The sequence below is a fragment of the Mesorhizobium sp. WSM4828 genome, assembly GCF_055811175.1.
This window is the reverse complement of record NZ_JBVVQK010000046.1, coordinates 1-14501: the sequence shown is the minus strand read 5'-3', so window position 1 is coordinate 14501 and position 14501 is coordinate 1. Positions and strand designations below refer to the sequence as shown.

16 protein-coding genes and 1 pseudogene are annotated in these 14501 nt (G+C 60.7%); 12 read left to right on the top strand and 5 right to left on the bottom strand.

All coding sequences use genetic code 11. From position 1 onward, the window contains the following. Positions 1-421 precede the first annotated feature (421 nt). From AC0L2X_RS30020 to AC0L2X_RS29985, 8 genes are all read left to right on the top strand, one after another. Positions 422-1033 carry a cupin domain-containing protein gene (locus tag AC0L2X_RS30020; protein WP_473559315.1) on the top strand — a complete coding sequence of 204 codons (612 nt, stop codon included), beginning with the start codon at positions 422-424 and terminating at the stop codon, positions 1031-1033. A gap of 116 nt (positions 1034-1149) precedes the next feature. After that, positions 1150-2088 (top strand): ABC transporter substrate-binding protein, encoded by a 939-nt coding sequence (locus AC0L2X_RS30015; RefSeq protein ID WP_352492992.1) that lies wholly within the window; start codon positions 1150-1152, stop codon positions 2086-2088. A 74-nt stretch (positions 2089-2162) separates the two neighbouring features. Further along, on the top strand, positions 2163-2960 hold the full coding sequence (locus tag AC0L2X_RS30010) for an ATP-binding cassette domain-containing protein (protein WP_473600943.1): 798 nt from the start codon (positions 2163-2165) through the stop codon (positions 2958-2960). Continuing rightward, positions 2957-3961 carry an ABC transporter permease gene (locus tag AC0L2X_RS30005; RefSeq protein WP_473600942.1) on the top strand — a complete coding sequence of 335 codons (1005 nt, stop codon included), beginning with the start codon at positions 2957-2959 and terminating at the stop codon, positions 3959-3961. Before AC0L2X_RS30010 ends, AC0L2X_RS30005 begins: the two co-directional genes overlap by 4 nt. Positions 3962-3965: 4 nt before the next feature. Further along, complete coding sequence (locus tag AC0L2X_RS30000) at positions 3966-5054, top strand: phosphotriesterase family protein (protein WP_473600941.1); 1089 nt, start codon at positions 3966-3968, stop codon at positions 5052-5054. Positions 5055-5082: 28 nt separating this feature from the next. After that, a complete protein-coding gene (locus AC0L2X_RS29995) occupies positions 5083-5853 on the top strand; it encodes a glutamine amidotransferase (RefSeq protein ID WP_473600940.1) in 771 nt (256 codons plus the stop codon). 3 nt (positions 5854-5856) lie between these two features. Beyond that, positions 5857-6765: a ribokinase gene (locus AC0L2X_RS29990; RefSeq protein ID WP_473600939.1), complete on the top strand. Its 909-nt coding sequence runs from the start codon at positions 5857-5859 to the stop codon at positions 6763-6765. After that, positions 6762-7592, top strand: a complete 831-nt coding sequence (locus AC0L2X_RS29985; protein ID WP_473600938.1) for a BtpA/SgcQ family protein — start codon at positions 6762-6764, stop codon at positions 7590-7592. Before AC0L2X_RS29990 ends, AC0L2X_RS29985 begins: the two co-directional genes overlap by 4 nt. A 37-nt stretch (positions 7593-7629) precedes the next feature. On the opposite strand, the gene AC0L2X_RS29980 is transcribed toward AC0L2X_RS29985, so the two are convergent. From AC0L2X_RS29980 to AC0L2X_RS29970, 3 genes are read right to left on the bottom strand one after another with little or no spacing between them, the layout of a single operon-like run. Further along, the gene (locus tag AC0L2X_RS29980; RefSeq protein ID WP_352492985.1) at positions 7630-8016 is read right to left on the bottom strand and encodes a type II toxin-antitoxin system VapC family toxin; all 387 of its coding nucleotides are present in this window, start codon (positions 8014-8016) and stop codon (positions 7630-7632) included. Further along, entirely contained in the window at positions 8016-8258 is a 243-nt protein-coding gene (locus tag AC0L2X_RS29975) for a type II toxin-antitoxin system Phd/YefM family antitoxin (protein WP_352492984.1), read from the bottom strand. The genes AC0L2X_RS29980 and AC0L2X_RS29975 overlap by 1 nt, the downstream gene beginning before the upstream one ends. A gap of 34 nt (positions 8259-8292) precedes the next feature. Next, positions 8293-8646: a hypothetical protein gene (locus AC0L2X_RS29970; RefSeq protein WP_473600937.1), complete on the bottom strand. Its 354-nt coding sequence runs from the start codon at positions 8644-8646 to the stop codon at positions 8293-8295. A gap of 142 nt (positions 8647-8788) precedes the next feature. Here AC0L2X_RS29970 and AC0L2X_RS29965 point away from each other — a divergent pair, with 142 nt between their 5' ends. From AC0L2X_RS29965 to AC0L2X_RS29950, 4 genes are all read left to right on the top strand, one after another. After that, positions 8789-9928 carry an FIST N-terminal domain-containing protein gene (locus AC0L2X_RS29965; RefSeq protein WP_473600936.1) on the top strand — a complete coding sequence of 380 codons (1140 nt, stop codon included), beginning with the start codon at positions 8789-8791 and terminating at the stop codon, positions 9926-9928. A 10-nt stretch (positions 9929-9938) separates the two neighbouring features. Then, positions 9939-11279 (top strand): ATP-binding response regulator, encoded by a 1341-nt coding sequence (locus tag AC0L2X_RS29960; RefSeq protein ID WP_352567128.1) that lies wholly within the window; start codon positions 9939-9941, stop codon positions 11277-11279. Between the two features lie 60 nt (positions 11280-11339). Further along, positions 11340-11873, top strand: coding sequence for a hypothetical protein (locus tag AC0L2X_RS29955; RefSeq protein ID WP_473600935.1), 534 nt, complete (start codon positions 11340-11342; stop codon positions 11871-11873). A gap of 884 nt (positions 11874-12757) precedes the next feature. Then, positions 12758-13117, top strand: a complete 360-nt coding sequence (locus AC0L2X_RS29950) for a hypothetical protein (RefSeq protein WP_473600934.1) — start codon at positions 12758-12760, stop codon at positions 13115-13117. A 205-nt stretch (positions 13118-13322) separates the two neighbouring features. Here the strand turns inward: AC0L2X_RS29950 and AC0L2X_RS29945 are convergent, their stop codons facing one another. Beyond that, on the bottom strand, positions 13323-14006 hold the full coding sequence (locus AC0L2X_RS29945; protein WP_473600933.1) for a response regulator: 684 nt from the start codon (positions 14004-14006) through the stop codon (positions 13323-13325). A 405-nt stretch (positions 14007-14411) separates the two neighbouring features. Continuing rightward, positions 14412-14501, bottom strand: a pseudogene (locus AC0L2X_RS29940) (S-(hydroxymethyl)glutathione synthase); the annotation flags it as partial.

Here is a 14501-nt window from a genome sequence, read left to right as displayed (position 1 = left end):
GATTTCATTGAATACGTCGCGGCCACCGAGAGCCTGCGACACCCTGGGCGTTACCCCATAGGGCGATGCCGCGGGTGACTTCTGGGCGCGCTCTGCAAATTCGGTCACAGTCCAGATTTTATCGTGTCGGCACGGCCGTGGTTGTGTAGATTGGCTGCGTGGCCCGCCTTGCCCGCATTGTCGTTCCCGGTCCACTCGCCAGATGACGCAACGCGGTGACGGTTTCGGCCCCAATGGGCAGCCAAACGACAGGGATGACTGGCGCGGGATCATCAGCACGGTCCATACGGGAGCAGCATTCGCCGGATCCGGTAGCTGCGGCTGCAGTCTCGAATTTGACGCATCAGCACTTGCAAATCGTCGGCCGAGGTCTTTTGCTCGCGCGATAGTTGCCCTTGACCCTTGGATGGTTGGCGAACAGATGAACAAAATCGATCGACGGCGGCCAGAGTCAGAAATGGACGCCACCGTAAATGCCGCGAGACTTGGAACTCGGCTGCGCCTCGCCCGCCAGACACGCGGCATGACGCTGAGGACGCTGGCCGCGGCTGCGAATTGCTCGGAAAGCCTGCTGTCCAAGATCGAGAACGGCAAGGCTTCGCCGTCCCTGCCCATGCTTCACCGTCTGGTCGAGGTTCTCGATACCAACATCGGCTGGATGTTCGAACAAGTCGATGACGACGAGGCGATCGTATTCCGGTCGGGCGCAAGGCCTTTGATTGCGCTCGACGCGCTACGGCGTGGCGAAGGAATTTCGCTCGAACGCATCATTCCGTATTCGCCTGGCCACCTCTTACAGTGCAACATCCATCACATTGAGGCAGAGGGCTCGAGCGAAGGCCCGATCCAGCACGCCGGCGAGGAAGTCGGCTATGTGCTCGCCGGCCGGATCGAGTTGATCGTCGACGGCAAGAGCCATGCTCTCGCCACGGGTGATGCCTTCGTGTTCAGGTCGGAGCTGCCGCATCATTACCGCAACATCGGCGAGGAACGCGCCAGCATTTTCTGGGTCAACACGCCGGCGACTTTCTGAGCAACGCTCTGCGTTCATTTGGATTGACAAATATTCAAGTCTCTTGAATGTTTGCCTCGTGCCTGTAGCACCAACGGGACCAGCCGAGCTCTGGTCCGCAAGCAAGGGGAACCGAAATGCGTCTGTTCAAACTTCTCGCCGGCTGTGCCGCCGCCATTGCCATGGGCTCGGCAGCCATGGGATCGGCGCTTGCCGATACGTTCGCTCTCGTCAACATCAACCAGCAAGCCCTGTTCTTCAACCAGATCAACGAGGGCGCGCAAAAGGCAGCCGACGCCGCCGGCGCCAAGCTGGTCATTTTCAACGCCAACAATGTGCCGAGCGCGCAGAACGACGCGATCGAGAACTACATCACGCAGAAAGTCGACGGCATCATTCTGGTCGCCATCGACGTTAACGGCGTCAAGCCTGCGATCACCGCGGCCAAGGCAGCGGGCATTCCCGTCATAGCCATCGACGCGCAGATCCCCGACGGCGACAATATTTCATTCATCGGCGTCGACAACACCAAGGCCGGCGAGGACATCGGCAAATTCTACGCCGACTATGTGAAGACGGAGATGGGCGGCAAGGCCAAGATCGGTATCGTCGGCGCACTCAACTCATTCATCCAGAACCAGCGGCTCGACGGCTTCAAGAAGGCGGTGACCGAAAGCGGCCAGGCCGTCACCTTCCTCGACACGGTCGACGGCCAGAACGTTCAGGAGACCGCGTTGAGCGCTTCGGAAAACCTGATGACCGCCAATCCGGACATGAACTCGCTCTATGCGACCGGCGAGCCGGCCTTGCTCGGCGCAGTTTCGGCCGTGACCAGCCAGGGCCGCACCGGCGACGTCAAGGTGTTCGGCTGGGATCTGACCAAGCAGGCCGTTCAGGGCATCGACGACGGCTGGGTGGTGGCGGTCGTGCAGCAGGATCCGGCCGGCGAAGGCAAGGCCGCGGTCGAAGCGCTGGGCAAACTCAAGAAGGGCGAGAAAATCGATCCGATCATCAATATCCCGGTGACGATCGTGACCAAGAAGAATGTCGACCAATACCGCGCGATGTTCAAGTAAACTGCGTCGGCGGCCGACCCGCGGCGCCGCCTGAGGCTGCGCCGCGGATCCCTTGCAATCGCGTGGAATCCCAGATGAGCAGTTGCCAGACCTATCGGGTGCGGATGAGCGGCATCTCAAAGCGCTACAACGCTATCCAGACGCTCGATGACGTGTCGCTGACGCTGAAGCCGGGCGAGGTGCTGGGGCTCGTCGGCGACAATGGCGCCGGCAAGTCGACATTGAGCAAGGTGCTGTCGGGGGCTGTGGTTCCCGACGCGGGCACCATCGAGATCGACGGCAAGCCGGTGATCTTCAGCTCGCCGGCGGACGCACGTGCGGCGCGCGTCGAGATGGTCTACCAAGACCTGTCGCTTTGCGACACGGTCGATGTCGCCGGCAATCTGTTTCTCGGCCGCGAGCCGCGCCGCCGCATCGCCGGTATTTCCTTTCTCGACAAGAAGCGCATGCATGACGAGACGCGCCGGATGCTCGATCGGCTCGGCATCGTCATTGCCGACACGCGGCTCAAGGTCGAAAACCTCTCTGGCGGGCAGCGCCAGTCGATCGCGATCGGCCGCGCCGCCTCGTTCGAGCCGGCCGTGCTGATCATGGACGAGCCGACGGCAGCGCTTGCCGTGGCCGAAGTCGAGGCGGTGCTCGAACTGATCCGGGCGGTCAGTGCGCGCGGTGTCAGCGTTATTTTGATCACCCATCGGCTGCAGGATCTGTTCCTCGTCTGCGATCGCATCCAGGTCATGTATGAAGGGCGCAATGTCGCCGAGCGGCTGATCGGCGAGACCAATATCGAAGACGTGGTCAATCTGATCGTCGGCCGCAAGTTCAGTGCGCGTTCCGCCACCAATGGCTATCGCGGTGGGGCGCCGGCATGAGCGACGCGATCCATGCCGCCCAGCCCCCACGGGTGCACAAGGGCACCTGGCGCGATGTGCTGATCGCCAATGGCAGTGTCGTCTCGATCGCGCTGTTCTTTCTGGTCGTCTGCATCATCTTCTCGGTTGCGACCGACGCGTTTTTGACATCGCCCAATCTGTTGAACATCCTGCGGCAGTCGGCGCCGCTGCTGATCGTCGCCGCGGCAATGACTTTCGTCATCACCACTGGCGGCATCGATCTTTCCGTCGGCTCGGTGCTGGCGCTGGTGGCGACGCTGTCGGCGACGCTCTTGCAGTTCGGCCTGCCCTGGCCAGTTGTCATCCTCGCCATGCTGGCGCTCGGTGCCCTGCTCGGCGCGGTGCAGGGCTATTTCGTCGCCTATGAGGGCATCCCGTCCTTCATCGTCACGCTTGCCGGGCTTTCGGTGATCCGTGGCGTGGCGCTGCTGATCACCGGCGGCTATTCCATCCCGATCGAGCCCGGAAGTGCTTTCACCGTGCTGGGACGCGCGTGGTTCCTTGGCGTGCCGGTGCCGGCGCTGATCGCGCTGGCGATTCTGGCCATCGCCTATCTCGCCTTCAACGAGACGCCATTCGGCCGCTATGTCACGGGTATCGGCGCCAACGCCGAGGCGGTGCGGCGTGCCGGCGTCAACACGCGGCAGACGACGCTCTTCGTCTATGTGATTTCCGCCACCGCGGCAGCCCTCGCCGGGATCATCATTGCTGCCCGGCTTGGATCGGGATCTTCGAATGCCGGACAGGGTTTCGAGCTGGAAGTCATCGCCGCCGTCGTGCTCGGCGGTACCAGCCTATTCGGCGGCCGCGGAACGATCATCGGCACGGTGCTCGGCGCGCTGACCGTGGCCGTCATCGGCAACGGCCTGATCCTGGCGCATCTGTCGCCTTTCCTGACGCCGATTGTCACCGGAACGATCATCCTGATTGCCATCTGGCTGAACTTCCGCCTGTTTCGCGGCGCCGTGCGGAGCCGTTGACCCGATGAGCGATCTGTTCGATGACGCGGTACCCAGGCAGCGGCTGCCAATCGGGCTCGAAACCGGCCATGTGATGACCGTGCTCGGCCCGGTTCCGGTCGAGGAGATGGGCATCACGCTGATGCACGAGCACATCTTGCTCGATGGAGCGCGCAGCTGGAAGTGTCCCTGCCATCCCGATGACATGGCGATCGCCGAGCAGCCGGTGAACATCGAGATCATCGGCGAGTTGCGCATGAACCCTTACGTCAACCGCGACAACGTCTCGCTCGACGACGCCGACCTGGCGCTGTCGGAGCTGCAGCGCTATCGCGCGCTGGGCGGCCACACCGTCGTCGATGCCACCAATATCGGCATCGGCCGCGACCCCGAAAAGCTCGCCCGCATCAGCCGCATGTCCGGCCTGAAGATCGTCATGGGCACCGGCTTCTATCTCGAGCACACCCATCCCGAATGGCTGAAGGCGATGGATGTGGACGCGGTGACCGAGTTCATCGTCAACGACGTCGGCGGCGGCGAGACGCAGCCGCCGATCATGGCCGGGCTGATCGGCGAGATCGGCGTCAGCAAGGATTTCACCGCCGAGGAACGCAAGTCGCTGCGCGCTTCGGCGCGTGCCTCGCGCATCACCGGCGTGCCGCTGTCGATCCATCTGCCTGGCTGGGAGCGGCTGGCGCACGAGGTGCTCGATATCGTCGAGGCCGAAGGCGCCGATCTTCGCCATACGGTGCTCTGCCACATGAACCCGAGCCACGACGATCCCGATTACCAGAAAAGCCTCGCCCGGCGCGGCGCGTTCCTCGAATACGACATGATCGGCATGGACTATTATTATGCCGACCAGGACGCGCAATCGCCCTCCGACGAGGAGAATGCACGCGCCATCGCCGCCCTTGTCGAGGCAGGCTTCGGCGACCGCCTGCTGTTGTCGCAGGATGTCTTCCTCAAGATCATGCTGACGCGCTTCGGCGGCTTCGGCTATGGCTATATCCTGAAGCATTTCATACCGCGCCTGAAACGCCACAGCGTCGAGCAGGCAGCTATCGACCGCATGCTGATCGCCAATCCGAAAAGCGTATTCGCGCGGCTCTGAATGGCCTCGAGTTACGACGGGAGTTCAAATGTCCACGAAGAAAATCCTGCTTGCCGGCGAATCCTGGGTTTCGACGGCGACCCATATCAAGGGTTTCGATCAGTTTCCGACCGTTACCTACCACACCGGCGCGGACGAGTTGCTGGGCGCGCTGAAGGCGACCGACTTCGACATCACCTTCATGCCGGCGCATGAGGCGCAGCGCGGCTTTCCACAGACGATGGAGGCGCTGTCGGCCTATGACGCGGTCGTGCTCTCCGACATCGGCGCCAACACATTGCTGCTGCATCCCGACACCTGGGTCCACTCCAAACCGACGCCGAACCGCCTGCGCCTGCTGCGCGATTACGTCAGCGGCGGCGGCGGTCTCTTGATGTTCGGCGGTTACTACAGCTTCCAGGGCATCAATGGCGGCGCGCGCTACCGCAAGACCCCGGTCGAGGACGTGCTGCCGGTGAATTGCCTGGCCTACGACGACCGCGTCGAGGTTCCCGAAGGTTTTGCGCCCGTGCCGAAACCAGGGTCGAGCCATCCCATCCTCAGGGGTCTCGGCTCGGACTGGCCGATCCTGCTCGGCTTCAACGAGGTGACGCTGAAGGATGGGGCCGAGGTCCTGGCCAGCGTGTCGTCGGACTATGGTTCGCTGCCGCTGCTTGTCACCGGCCATTACGGCAAGGGCCGCACCGTTGCCTGGACATCCGATGTCGGGCCGCATTGGCTTCCGCCGCAATTCATCGCCTGGCGCGGCTACAAGACCCTGTTCGAACAGATGCTGGGCTGGGCGACCGGTGAGAGCTGAGCCATGCATGTCCACGTCGTCGGCAATGCCTGCGTCGATACCGTGTTTCGCGTCGGCCGCTTCCCTGCCGCCGGCGAGACCTTGAATGCCGTGAGTTATGCCGACGGGCTCGGCGGCAAGGGCGCCAACCAGGCAGTCGCAGCAGCACGGACTGGTGCAGAGGTGACGTTCTGGACGGCGCTCGGCAAGGACCCCGCTGGCGCGTGGATCAGGAGCCGCCTCGACAGCGAGCTGTCAGACCTTGAGGTGAGCGAATTCGAGCTGCCGAGCGACCGCTCGACCATCGTCGTCGATAAAAGCGGAGAGAATTTCATCGTCAGCGGTGTCGCCTGCAGCGAAGCCTTCGATCCGGTGACGCAGACAGCACTTGTCCGCTGGATCGCCCCCGGCGACACCCTCGTCTGCCAGGGAAATTTGCAGACTGCCGTGACCAATGCCTGCCTCAGAGCGGCAAAGGGAAACGGTGCGCGCACCGTTCTCAACGCCAGCCCGATCAATGCGGCGTCTGTTCCCGATCTCGGCCTGGCGGAGGTTTTGGTGGTCAACCAATCCGAGGCGAAAACCCTGACCGGCCGGAATGACATGACAGCAGCGGCCGGCGCGCTAGTGGCCAAAGGCGCAGGCGTCGTCGTCATCACGCTCGGTGCCGCAGGCTGTCTCGTGCTTGGCACGGACCGGACGGAACCGCTTCGCTTGCCGGCGCCACAGGTCGAAGCGCTCGACACCAGCGGCGCGGGCGATGTGTTCTGCGGCTGTCTGGCCGGTGGGCTTGCCAGGGGCATGCCGGTCATCTCGGCGCTGGAGCTGGCGCTAGCCGCCGCCGCAATCGCCGTGACACGGCCGGGCACGCTGGCGTCCTGTCCTTCCGCTTCCGAGATGGCGGCGCTCATCGATCAAATGGAGCTCTCATGACCCAGATCAGCCAATCCAGCGGCGACGCGCTTCTAGACCTTTTCGGCCGCACCAAGGTGGTGATCGGCGTCGTTCACCTGGCGCCGCTGCCCGGCGCGCCGCGCTATGACGGCGAGGCCGTGGAAGTGATCTACCAGCGCGGGCTCGATGACGCCAAAGCCTATCTCGACGGCGGCTGCGACGGCGTCATCGTCGAGAACCATGGCGATATCCCCTTCGCCAAGCCTGACGATATCGGGCCGGAGACGGCGGCCTATATGGCGGTCGTCTCCGACCGCATCCGCCGCGAGCTCGGCAGGCCGATCGGCATCAATGTGCTGGCCAATGCCGCGATCCCGGCCTTGGCGATCGCCAGCGCTGCCGGCGCCGGTTTCGTCCGCGTCAACCAATGGGCGAACGCCTATGTCGCCAATGAGGGTTTTGTCGAAGGCGAGTCTGGCCGCGCGGCGCGCTACCGCGCCAGGCTGCGCGCCAACGGCATCCGCATTTTTGCCGATGCCCATGTCAAGCACGGCGCACACGCCATCGTTGCCGACCGCCCGGTGGAGGAACTGGTCAAGGATCTGGTCTTCTTCGATGCCGATGCCATCATCGCCACCGGCCAGCGCACCGGCCACGCCGCGGATTTGGGCTATATAAGTATGATCAAGCAGGCTGCCGGCCTGCCGACGCTGGTCGGCAGCGGGGTCACGGCGGACAACGCCAATGATATCCTCGCCATTGTCGACGGGGTCATCATCGCCAGCGCGCTGAAGTACGACGGCGTCTGGTGGAACCAAGTCGACTCTGCTCGAGTGAAGGCGTTCATGAGTGGTCTGAAGCGATAGCTGACTACCCTACCGAGGGGCTTGGGGTCCAGCTTGATCAGAGACAATGGACGGGCGCAGGATACTGCGCGACCAGATCGTCGACGGTCAGCAAAGTAATGCCTTCCACAATCGATTGAGCAATCAGGATCCGATCGAAGGGATCCTTGTGGATGGGTGGAAGCCCCTCCACTGCAATGGCATGCTCGCCGGTGATTGGCAGCTCATAATAGCCATTGTCGATCAGGCCCCGGCGTAAAAGACGCGCATCGACCTTAAAGTCGAGGCGGCCCAGACCGCGTTTAATTGCAATCTCCCAGAGACTTGCGGCGCTGAACGTCAAGTGGTTATCGGCATTCTCGATCTCAGCAAGGGCTGCGGGCGGGAGCTTTTCGGGCTCGCCCGCCGCCCAGAGCAGAAGATGGGTATCGAGAAGAAGTTTCATCAATCACCGCCAAACAGCTTCTCGATTTCGTCATCGGCCATGCGATCAAAATCGTCCGGAACTGAAAACTGCCCGGCCATAAACCCCACCCGACGCATTTCGCCGGCCGCAGGTGCGTCTATGGCAACGACCTTGACCATCGGCTTGCCGGATTTGGCGATAATGAAGGATTCGCCTTTGGCCGCCCTGTCGACAAGACGAGACAGATGCGTCTTGGCCTCGTGAATATTGACGGTGTGCATTGCAGACCTCATGACTTAGTCCATGTAACTTAGTCTACACAGGCCCGATTTTCAAGCGTGTTTCAGTCAGTGAAGGGTGAAGGATGCCGGATTCGGCTGATCCTTCCTCGGTAGCGCTCGCGCTACGTTCGAGAACGAGAGGCGGTGTGACAAATATCTCCTGCTCGTCACTCGGAAGACCTACTCCTACGAAGTTTCGCACCTCTTTTACGGACTTAGCATCAGTCGTGATGTGGCGCTTTGCTTCCACTGCCCGCTGGATGACCCAGTTGTCACGCAAAGCCAGGAACGGCGTAACGAAGCGAACGCGATAGCGGTGCGATGCGGCCTTCCGTCCGTGAGCGGCTGCGCTGACACCGTCAAACGGCAGAAACTTCAGATCCATCATGTTGGCTCATTGCCAAAGCGTCGCTTCAAGACAACAATGACCTCGACGCCCGCGCGCCAGACGCGCACAAAAAAAGCGTCGGAGGAAATGGAGGAGGAAGCCGCTGGCCAAGTCACGGACGCGCTATGCATGCGGACTTTCGGTGCTCACCACCGACGAATCCGACGCGGATGCGTTCGCCCGGGCGGTGGCAGCGGAAGCAGCGGCCATCGACGCCGGGTTTGCCCTCCTGTTTTTCTCGCAGAGTCTCATAGAGGCCGTCGCCCTGTCGGAAGCGCTGAAGACCCACGCGCCGGCGCTCCACTATGCCGGCTGCTCGACGGCCGGTGAGATAACGCCCAGGGGGCTGGAGGAAGGCCAGATCCTGGCTATGCTGCTTCCCTCCGTATCGTTTTCGGCAGCCAGCACCATGGTCGAAAATCTGTCCTCATCGGGCATGGACGGGATTACCGGCGAAGTCGAGGCGCTGAGGCGTTCGCTACGCGACCGCCTCGGGCACGAGCGAGCCGACACCACTTTCGCGCTCTGCTTGATCGACGGGCTGTCCTATGCCGAGGAAGCGGTGACCTCCGCCATCCATTGGGGGCTGGACGATATTCCTCTGATCGGCGGATCGGCCGGTGATGATTTGAAATTCGAGACAACGCGGCTGATCTCGAACGGCAAAGTGACCTCCGACAGCGCCATCATCGTGCTGATCACCACGGAAATTCCTTTCCACGTGTTCAAGACCGACAATTTCGTTCCGACCGACGAGAAGCTGGTGGTGACGGCATCCGATCCCGACCACCGCATCGTGCGCGAATTCAACGCCACCATTGCCGCCGAGGAATATGCCGCCTCCGTCGGCGTCGTCGCGCAGATGCTGACGCCACTGAGTTTTGCCTCGCACCCGGTGGTGGTGAAAGTCGGCGGCGAATTTTACTGCCGTTCAATCCAGAAGATGCACGCGGACGGCTCGCTGTCGTTCTTCTGCGCCATCGACGATGGTGTCGTGCTTGCCGTCGCCCAGCCCAAGGACATGGTCGAGGCGACCCGCGCCGCTCTCAGCGACGTCAGCGAAAGGCTTGGCGGCATCGACCTGATCCTCGGTTTCGACTGCGTGCTGCGCCGGCTCGACGCGCGCAATCGGCAGGTCTATCGCGAGATTTCGGAACTCTACAAGGTCAACAACGTCCTCGGCTTCGGCACCTATGGCGAACAATACCGTTCGATGCATCTGAACCAGACCTTCACCGGCATCGCCTTCGGTGAACGCAATGCGGCCGAAGCGGCGGAGTAGGAAATCCGGGATGCCGCTCAGGAACATCAACGACCTGGAAAGGCTGAAGAAAATAAACGCCGCGCTGATCAGCCGCGTCGAGCGTTCCATGGACCAGCAAGGCAATGCCTTTTCGCTGTTCCAGACCGCCATTTCGCTCGAGAGCCGGGTGCGCAGCCGCACCGAAGAGCTACATTCGACCTTGCGCCGGCTGGAGCAGTCGAACATCGACCTGAACGCGGCCAAGGAAAACGCCGAGCTGGCGAACCTGTCCAAGACCAGGTTCCTGGCGGCCGCCAGCCATGACGTGCTGCAGCCGCTGAACGCCGCGCATCTGTCGGTCTCGGCGCTTGCCGAAGTACAGACCAGCGACGAAGGCAGAAACCTGGTCCGCCAGGTCGAGCGATCGCTAGAGACGATGGAGGACCTGCTCCGCACCTTGCTCGACATTTCCAAGCTCGATGCCGGCGTCGTGCAGCCCGACATCACCGATGTCAGCCTGGAGACGCTGTTTTCGTCTCTGCGCTCGGATTTTCAGCCGGTCGCGGAGATGAAGGGGCTGACGCTGAAGTTCCGGCCGGTCAATGCGCTCGTTCGTTCGGACCGAACCTTGCTGCGCCGCATCCTGCAGAACATCCTGTCCAATGCATTGCGCTATACCCGCTCGGGCGGCGTGTTGGTCGGCACCAGGCATCGCGGCGACACCATCCGCATCGACGTCGCCGATACCGGCTGCGGCATCCCCGACGACCAGCGCGAGGCGGTGTTCGAGGAATTCCATCGCGGCGTGATCCCGACGGATGCCGGGCTTGCCGCCGGCGGGCTGGGGTTGGGGCTAGCCATCGTGCGCCGCATCGCCGCGGCACTCGGCCATCCCGTCACGTTTTCGTCGAAGGTCGGACATGGCACGATTTTCCATATCGACGTTCCGGTCGGGATCGGCGACACGGCCGATCCAATCGCCAGCACGATCGACATGGAGCGGCCGCGCGGCTACGGCCTGTTCGGCACAAGGGTGCTACTGGTCGAGAACGACATCGACGTGCTGCAGGCGATGACCTCCCTGCTCGAGCGCTGGCAATGCCTGGTGCGCCCCGCCACCTCGACCGGTGATGCGCTCGACTTGCTTGGCGATACCGACTGGTTGCCAGATATTGTCATAGCCGACCAGCATCTCGACGCCGGCGACCTCGGCACCACCACAATCGCCGAGGTCCGTGATTATCTCGGTCGCGCCGTGCCGGCGCTGATCGTCACTGCCGACGGTTCGGAGACAGTCGCCAACGCCGCCCGCGCCGCCGGCATCGAGCTGATGCGCAAACCGTTGAAGCCAGCGCAATTGCGCGCGCTGCTCGCGCATCTGCTGGCTTGATCCCTTCTGAGGGCTTGGGCGAACTGCATCAGGCAGAACCAAACTTTGAAAAGGCCAAGGATGTATTGGAGAATTGAAGAAAACGCCCGAGACTACTGTATTCTCGTCGACGACGGAAATACAAATGGATCCCAGGCTTTCCTCGAGATGGAGGAGGCCGGGCCTATCGACAAAAGTAAGTTGCTTTTTCGCTTTGATGACGAGCGGCTGCTACCTATCCCGGATTTCGTACCAGGCTCTCATCCAGGCGTCTTGTTTGCAAAGCGCGAGATATTCGAGGCGTTTGGTCCGATTGTTTCGAGAAGCAAGCACCTCCTTTATACGGCTAAGACGGACAGAGGCGACTTGAAAATATATGTACCCATGGAGGAGATAAGCGGGTTCGACTTTTCCGAGTCTATTTTCGAAACATTTGAAGACGGAGACATATACCGCATTGATCAGCTAAGGCTCGTTGATGGTTTCTCGACCGAGTTTGATATTTTTCGTCTGAATGATAACTTTGGGACGAGATTCCACATAATTGTTTCTGACAAATTCAAGTACATATATGATTCGCATGGAATGACGGGGCTGCGGTTTTCTGCGACATGATGAGCCGTTGAAGCCGGCGCGGCGTGCTGGCGCATGTGCTGGCTTGACGTCTCAGAGGCGTTAGCCTTGCGCAAGGGGTCAGGTGTTCCATGTATACAATGAACACGACGAACGCTCGTTATTGCATTTCGCACATTGGTCCTTGTTCACTTTGAGGATATGTAGCCAGTGCAAGAATTCCAGTTGCGATGCGATCATGGTCTGTGGCTCTTGGAGACGAGCAAGGGCTCCTACCCTCTCGGCGAGGTGAGAGATTTTTTCCGCCTTTTCATCCTCTTAGACGAACCGTTTGAGCGAGCGTCCAGTATCATCGCGAGATCGCTAATTGGAGGCAGCGGCCAGCAGTTTCCTCTTTGGAAAATTGTGGCGGCGGTGTTTTTGTCGACGTCCGAAATCAATGCTCAGAAGGCTCTGGTTTGGCTGCCGTCACTTTCGAGCGTGGATCGACAAGAATTACAGCCGTATTTGTCATCAGTGTCATCGTCCCGATCGGCCAACCAGAAGACGCGCCACCTCGTAAGGAAATACGTCAATCGTGTTCCTTGAAGCGACAAGCTGGAGAATTTGGGACAAGCAATGACGCCAGGAGTGAAAGTTCGGATCTAATAGAAGAAATTACGGTGACAGTGCATTTTTACTGTTCGCCCGGCCGTCGTTGTCCTTAGATTGACTGCATGGTTCGCCTCGCCCGCATTATCGTTCCTGGTCTGCGGCACCAGGTAACGCAGCTGACCGGATTGCCGAGCAAATAGGCAAAGCCGTGAACCCACGAAAATGAGGCAGGCGACGAAGAAAAATGGTGCGCTGTCACCGGATTTGGATTGCAGACATTGAAGCCGTCGCGGGCAAGGCCAAGAATGACGCTGCGGGGGAACAAGGGGGCAATGAAGGTGGTGGCGAAGATGGCGGCGAACAAAACAATGACCAACCGCAATAAGAAAAAAGTTGAACACTATACATCTCCCTTTTGGCGCATTCTTCGAGGAGAGGCTGTGTACCAACTTGATGAAACGTCAGTGCCGGAAGCCATCAATCGGGCGCTTGGTCCCGCCCCTTTTTGGGAGAAAGGGGAGAATATAATGTGCTTCGACGACCTCGAGGTCGGACTAGACGAAACAAACGAATTGAAAACTGTTGGGTACTACGGCTTATATCCTGGGAAATCAGTAAGGGCGAGATCAGGCTTCCAAAGCTTGATAGCGAAAGAATTTCCAAAAAACTATTACAAATGCGTAACGTCATAGAATATCTGATGCTTAACTCTGTCGGATTCAACTACGATAAAACGTTTGACAGCGATTCCGACCGTGGTCTTCGCCTGCACGATGGAGGAAGTATTCATTTCTATAACAAAGCTGGAATATTCTATCTTGGTTCAGTTTTTTGATGAAAATTTAGAACAACAGAAGGGGGTGAAGAGTCCATCTTTGTTCGCAGGCGACCGTGCGATCAAAACCCCGCCGGATCGCGAAACAGCTCGGCATTGTCGAGCTTCGAGACCTCGATCACCGCCTGTGTGCGGCTGTAGACGTTGAGCTTGCGCAGGATTTCGGAGACATGCGCCTTGACCGTGGTCTCGCCGACCTGCAGCTCATAGGCGATCTGCTTGTTGAGCAGGCCCTGGCGCAGCATCTGCAGCACCTTGAGCTGCTGCGGCGTCAGCGTAGCCAGGCGCTGCACCATCTCGGCGCGGTCGGTGCTGTCGGCGTCGGGCGGCCGGCCTTCATAGGTCCCAGGAACATAGATCGCGCCTTCCATCACCGAGCGGATGGCCGCGGCAAGGTCGCTCTTGCGCGCCGATTTCGGGATGAAGCCTGCCGCACCATAGGACAGCGCCTCGGAAATGATCTTCGGTTCCTCATAGCCGGATACAATGACCACCGGCAGGCGCGGATAACGCGTCCTGAGCTGCAGCAGCCCGTCAAACCCATGCACGTCGGGCATACTGAGATCGAGCAGCGCCAGGTCGAACGGCTTGGCATCCGTCAGAAGCTCGAGCGCCTCGGCAATCGAGCGCGCTTCCACCGTGTCGACCTCCGGATAGGCCATCTGGACGGCGCTGTGCAGCGCCTCGCGAAACAGCGGATGGTCGTCAATGATCAGGAACCTGGCGCGATCGGTCATCAGCTTCATTTCGGTTTGGTCTGGCCTAGAATAGTCCTGCAACCATGGCCAGCTTATTGGCAAATAGTACATTGCCGTCTTGGCCGGCTAAAGCAGAATGTGCCCATGATTTCCGCGGTGCCCACGCGGCAGATGTGGCCGTTCCAAAATGCAATGCCTTGCCCGGTGGCCCAAATCGGTCGATCTGGGCCGCGCCAAGCCAGAACCAGCTGATCGCAGTCGCTGATGTTGAAGCTACACGATCCGGTTGGACCAATTCCAGCGTATTCCCGTTGAGCCCAACGCCCCCCGAGGCTGACAGCACGTCGGCAATGACTTACGAAGCGTGTCCGTCTACGCGCTCGCCTGCGTTCGTTCCAACGCATGGGACCGGGCGATTTCGTCCGGCCCCCAAGGATAATGTCTGATCGGCCGCTAGGCCGGCAACGCGCCGGATCTCTTGGCCGTCCAGGTGGCGATATAGTCCATCAGGCCGGGATTGAGGCAATCATAAGGTTCGAGCCC

What these genes read in the sequence shown, in the direction of transcription:
- AC0L2X_RS29995 (WP_473600940.1), top strand. Translation starts at nt 5,083, where the DNA reads ATGTCCACGAAGAAAATCCTGCTTGCCGGCGAATCCTGGGTTTCGACG.
- AC0L2X_RS29970 (WP_473600937.1), bottom strand. Translation starts at nt 8,646, where the DNA reads ATGATGGATCTGAAGTTTCTGCCGTTTGACGGTGTCAGCGCAGCCGCT.
- AC0L2X_RS29980 (WP_352492985.1), bottom strand. Translation starts at nt 8,016, where the DNA reads ATGAAACTTCTTCTCGATACCCATCTTCTGCTCTGGGCGGCGGGCGAG.
- AC0L2X_RS29950 (WP_473600934.1), top strand. Translation starts at nt 12,758, where the DNA reads ATGAAGGTGGTGGCGAAGATGGCGGCGAACAAAACAATGACCAACCGC.
- AC0L2X_RS29975 (WP_352492984.1), bottom strand. Translation starts at nt 8,258, where the DNA reads ATGCACACCGTCAATATTCACGAGGCCAAGACGCATCTGTCTCGTCTT.
- AC0L2X_RS29955 (WP_473600935.1), top strand. Translation starts at nt 11,340, where the DNA reads ATGTATTGGAGAATTGAAGAAAACGCCCGAGACTACTGTATTCTCGTC.
- AC0L2X_RS30015 (WP_352492992.1), top strand. Translation starts at nt 1,150, where the DNA reads ATGCGTCTGTTCAAACTTCTCGCCGGCTGTGCCGCCGCCATTGCCATG.
- AC0L2X_RS29985 (WP_473600938.1), top strand. Translation starts at nt 6,762, where the DNA reads ATGACCCAGATCAGCCAATCCAGCGGCGACGCGCTTCTAGACCTTTTC.
- AC0L2X_RS30010 (WP_473600943.1), top strand. Translation starts at nt 2,163, where the DNA reads ATGAGCAGTTGCCAGACCTATCGGGTGCGGATGAGCGGCATCTCAAAG.
- AC0L2X_RS29960 (WP_352567128.1), top strand. Translation starts at nt 9,939, where the DNA reads ATGCCGCTCAGGAACATCAACGACCTGGAAAGGCTGAAGAAAATAAAC.
- AC0L2X_RS30005 (WP_473600942.1), top strand. Translation starts at nt 2,957, where the DNA reads ATGAGCGACGCGATCCATGCCGCCCAGCCCCCACGGGTGCACAAGGGC.
- AC0L2X_RS30000 (WP_473600941.1), top strand. Translation starts at nt 3,966, where the DNA reads ATGAGCGATCTGTTCGATGACGCGGTACCCAGGCAGCGGCTGCCAATC.
- AC0L2X_RS30020 (WP_473559315.1), top strand. Translation starts at nt 422, where the DNA reads ATGAACAAAATCGATCGACGGCGGCCAGAGTCAGAAATGGACGCCACC.
- AC0L2X_RS29990 (WP_473600939.1), top strand. Translation starts at nt 5,857, where the DNA reads ATGCATGTCCACGTCGTCGGCAATGCCTGCGTCGATACCGTGTTTCGC.
- AC0L2X_RS29945 (WP_473600933.1), bottom strand. Translation starts at nt 14,006, where the DNA reads ATGAAGCTGATGACCGATCGCGCCAGGTTCCTGATCATTGACGACCAT.